Source organism: Streptomyces sp. NTH33 (assembly GCF_003236365.1).
In the GTDB taxonomy this organism is placed as follows: Bacteria; Actinomycetota; Actinomycetes; order Streptomycetales; family Streptomycetaceae; genus Streptomyces.
On record NZ_POTZ01000566.1, the window covers coordinates 1 to 3,852 of the forward strand.

Here is a 3,852-nt window from a genome sequence, read left to right on the forward strand (position 1 = left end):
GGAGTGATTGGGGGTGGCCGGGAGTGGCCAGGAGCGATCGGGGGTGGCCAGAAGCGACCTGGGGACAGTCAGGGGGATAGGACAATCGTCCGGTACGACGAAAGGACGGCCCACGTGAGCCTTGCCGACCGCCACGCCGCTCCCGACACCCCCGTGCGGGGCCGCCCCCGGAGCGAGGCGCTGGAACGCGCCATCGTCGAGGGCGTGATGAAGCTCCTGGAGGACGGCGTGCCGCTCGCCGAACTCTCCGTGGAGCGCATCGCCCGCACCGCGGGCGTCGGCAAGGCCACCATCTACCGCCGCTGGAGCGGCAAGGAGGAGCTGTTCGCCGACGTCGTACGCGCCGCCGAGCCCCCCGACCCGGACCTCCCCGGGACCTCCATGCGCGACGACCTCGTGGCCATCTGCGAACAGCTGCGCAGACGCGGACTGGTCAGCCGCTCCTCCGCCATCCTGCACAACGTCTACGCCCAGATGAAGACCAGCCCGAGGATCTGGTCCGCCTACCAGGCGACCGTCATCGAGCCCCGGCGCAGGCTCCAGGCCGAGGTCCTGCGCCGCGGGCAGCGCGACGGGGAACTGCGCGAGGACATCGACGTCGACGTGCTCGGCGACATCATCGTCGGACCCATGCTGGTGCGCGCCGTGATGCGCCCCGACACCGAGCTGCCCGAGGGGCTGTCGGAGCAGATCGTGGACGCGGTGCTGGAGGGGCTACGGCCCGTCAGTTCCCCGGCCTAATGTGCTCGTTTCGTCACAGAACCGCCTCCAGGAGCCGTCACAGGAACTCCACGCGCCGACTCGTTCGTCCTCGTGCCAGTACGGCCGTCCAAGGACGGCAGGAACGACGCCGGTCATCCCCTAGGGTCGTAGGACACGGGGGTGAACGGTGTGCACGGCAGGCAGTGAGGCGACGGTATGGCGCAACAGGCGTACGCGACGGAAACGGTGGACGGCGGCTCGGGGAACGGGCACCGGGGAGACCGGCTCCGGCGCGCGACGCACCGCTTTCTGGACGGCTGGCGTGGTGACCGGCGGATCTGGCGCCGGGGCACCCTCCTCGCCGCGCTCGCGGTCGTCCTGGCCCTGGTGATGGCGCTGCACGCGCGCATCCCCAACCGGATCGGCAACCTCGGCAGTCTCACCGAGACCTTCCTGCCCTGGGCGGGCCTGCTCGTCCCGGTGCTGCTGGTCCTCGCCCTGGCGCGCAGGTCGGCGACCGCGCTGATCGCGGTGCTGCTGCCCGCGGTCGTCTGGCTGGACCAGTTCGGCGGGCTGCTCACCGACAAGGCCGGCACCGGCGGCGACCTGACGGTCGCCACGCACAACGTCAACGCCGACAACCCCGACCCGTCCGGCACCGCCCGGGAGGTGGCCGCCGCCGGCGCCGACGTGCTCGCCCTGGAGGAGCTGAAGGCGTCCGCGGTACCGGTCTACGAGCGGGCGCTCGCCCCGACGTACAGGTACCACTCGGTGGAGGGCACCGTCGGGCTGTGGAGCAAGTACCCGATCAGCCGGGTGCGGGCCGTCGACATCAGGCTCGGCTGGACGCGCGCCCTGCGCGCCACGGTGACCACCCCCGAGGGACCCGTGGCGGTGTACGTCGCCCACATGCCGTCGGTGCGGGTGCGGATGAACGCCGGCTTCACCGCCCAGCAGCGCGACCAGAGCGCGGACGCGCTGGGCGAGGCGATCGCCGGCGAGCAGCTGTCCCGGGTGGTCCTGCTCGGCGACCTCAACGGCACGATGAACGACCGCTCGCTCAACGCCGTCACCTCCCAGATGCGCTCCACACAGGGCGCGGCGGGCGACGGGTTCGGGTTCAGCTGGCCGGCGTCGTTCCCGATGGCCCGGATCGACCAGATCATGGTCAGGGGAGTGGAACCGGTGAGCTCCTGGACGCTGCCGCGCACGGCCAGCGACCACCTCCCCGTGGCGGCGCGTGTGAAGCTGCCCGCCGACGGCTCCTAGAGACCTGTCCGGTCTCTTGGGAGCCTGTCCGGTCTCTTCGTCGGGGGCCTGCCCGGTCAGGCGGTCTCCCGCCAGCCGTTGGTGATCGGCAGCCTGCGGTCCTTGCCGAAGCCCTTCGCCGAGATCTTGGTGCCCGGCGGGTACTGGCTGCGCTTGTACTCGGCCCGGTCGACCATCCGCAGCGTCCGGGTGACCAGCTCCCGGTCGTAGCCGGCCGCGACGATCACGTCCGCGCCCTTGTCCCGGTCGACGTAGAGCTCGAGGATCGCGTCCAGCACCGGGTAGTCCGGGAGGGAGTCGGTGTCGACCTGGCCGGGGCGCAGCTCCGCGCTCGGCGGCTTGGAGAGGGAGTTCTCCGGGATCGGCGGGGTCTCACCCCGCTCGGCGGCGGCCCGGTTGCGCCACTTCGCCAGCCGGAAGACCGACGTCTTGTACACGTCCTTGATCGGGCCGTAGGCGCCCACCGAGTCGCCGTACAGCGTCGAGTAGCCCACCGCCAGCTCCGACTTGTTGCCGGGCGCCAGCACGATGTGGCCCTCCTGGTTGGAGACCGCCATCAGCAGCGTGCCGCGCAGCCGGGACTGCAGGTTCTCCTCCGCGAGGCCGGTCAGGCCGAGGGAGTCCATGTACGCGTCGAACATCGGCGCGATCGGGACGGTACGGAAGTTCAGGCCGGTGCGCCGGGCCAGCTCCGCCGCGTCGTCCTTGGAGTGCTCCGAGGAGTACTTGGACGGCATGGAGACGCCGTACACGTTCTCCGCGCCCACCGCGTCGCAGGCGATCGCCGCGACGAGCGCGGAGTCGATGCCGCCGGACAGCCCGATCAGGACCGACCGGAAGCCGTTCTTGCGCACGTACGCGCGCAGGCCCGTGACCAGCGCCGTGTAGACCTCCTCGTCGTCGTCCATGCGCTCGGCCCACCCGGCGGCCGGCTCGGGCTCGTAGGCCGGCACCGGCTCCTCGGACAGCACCACGCGTTCGATGCGCAGCCCGTCGTCGACCAGGCCCTCCGGCGCGTCCGCCGCCGCGGACGGCAGCTCCAGGTCCAGCACCGTCAGGTGCTCCGCGAACTGCGGCGCCCGCGCGAGCACCTCGCCGTCCGGGGCGACCACGATCGAGTCGCCGTCGAAGACCAGTTCGTCCTGCCCGCCGGTCATGGCGAGGTAGGCGAGGGTGCAGCCGGCCTCCTGGGCGCGCTTGCGGACCAGCTCCAGGCGGGTGTCGTCCTTCAGCCGCTCGTACGGCGAGGCGTTGACGGACACCAGCAGCCCGGCGCCCGCGCTGCGCGCGGCCGGCACCCGGCCGCCGTCCTGCCACAGGTCCTCGCAGATGGCGAGCGCGACATCGACGCCGTGCACCCGCAGCACCGGCATGGTGTCGCCGGGCACGAAGTAGCGGTACTCGTCGAAGACGCCGTAGTTGGGCAGGTGGTGCTTGGCGAAGGTCAGCACCACCTCGCCGCGGTGCAGCACCGCCGCCGCGTTCTGCGGGGCGCCGGCCGGCATGCCGTACTTCGGCTGGGAGGTCTCACAGCGGTCCAGGTAGCCGACGAGCACCGGCAGCTCTCCGAGGCCCTCCTCGGCGAGCCGGGCGGCGAGCGCGCGCAGCGCGGCGCGGGACGCCTCCACGAAGGACGACCTGAGGGCCAGGTCCTCCACGGGATACCCGGTCAGCACCATCTCCGGGAACACCACGAGATGCGCTCCCCGCCCGGCGGAGTCCCGGGTCCAGCGGACGATCGTGTCGGCGTTGTGGGCGAGGTCGCCGACGCGCGAGTCGATCTGGTTCAGGGCGAGACGTAGTTGAGGCACGCGCCCAGTGTAATCGTCAGAGCGACGCGATGGGCTGGGCGCGTGCCTCAACTACGTCTCGCCCTGAACC

Annotated in this window: 3 protein-coding genes; 2 read left to right on the forward strand and 1 reads right to left on the reverse strand. The window is 71.8% G+C overall.

Going from position 1 to position 3,852, the window contains the following annotated elements; all coding sequences use genetic code 11:
• The first annotated feature begins 114 nt into the window (after positions 1 to 114).
• Together C1I97_RS33000 and C1I97_RS33005 are read left to right on the forward strand one after the other, a co-directional pair.
• Positions 115 to 741: a TetR/AcrR family transcriptional regulator gene (locus tag C1I97_RS33000; protein ID WP_111006703.1), complete on the forward strand. Its 627-nt coding sequence runs from the start codon at positions 115 to 117 to the stop codon at positions 739 to 741.
• Between the two features lie 177 nt (positions 742 to 918).
• Positions 919 to 1,971: an endonuclease/exonuclease/phosphatase family protein gene (locus tag C1I97_RS33005; RefSeq protein WP_111006704.1), complete on the forward strand. Its 1,053-nt coding sequence runs from the start codon at positions 919 to 921 to the stop codon at positions 1,969 to 1,971.
• Between the two features lie 56 nt (positions 1,972 to 2,027).
• On the opposite strand, the gene C1I97_RS33010 is transcribed toward C1I97_RS33005, so the two are convergent.
• Entirely contained in the window at positions 2,028 to 3,782 is a 1,755-nt protein-coding gene (locus tag C1I97_RS33010; protein ID WP_111006705.1) for an NAD+ synthase, read from the reverse strand.
• Positions 3,783 to 3,852 lie beyond the last annotated feature (70 nt).

Bases quoted from the DNA above. Each gene is read 5' to 3' on its own strand.
- C1I97_RS33005 (WP_111006704.1), top strand. From the start codon at position 919: ATGGCGCAACAGGCGTACGCGACGGAAACGGTGGACGGCGGCTCGGGG.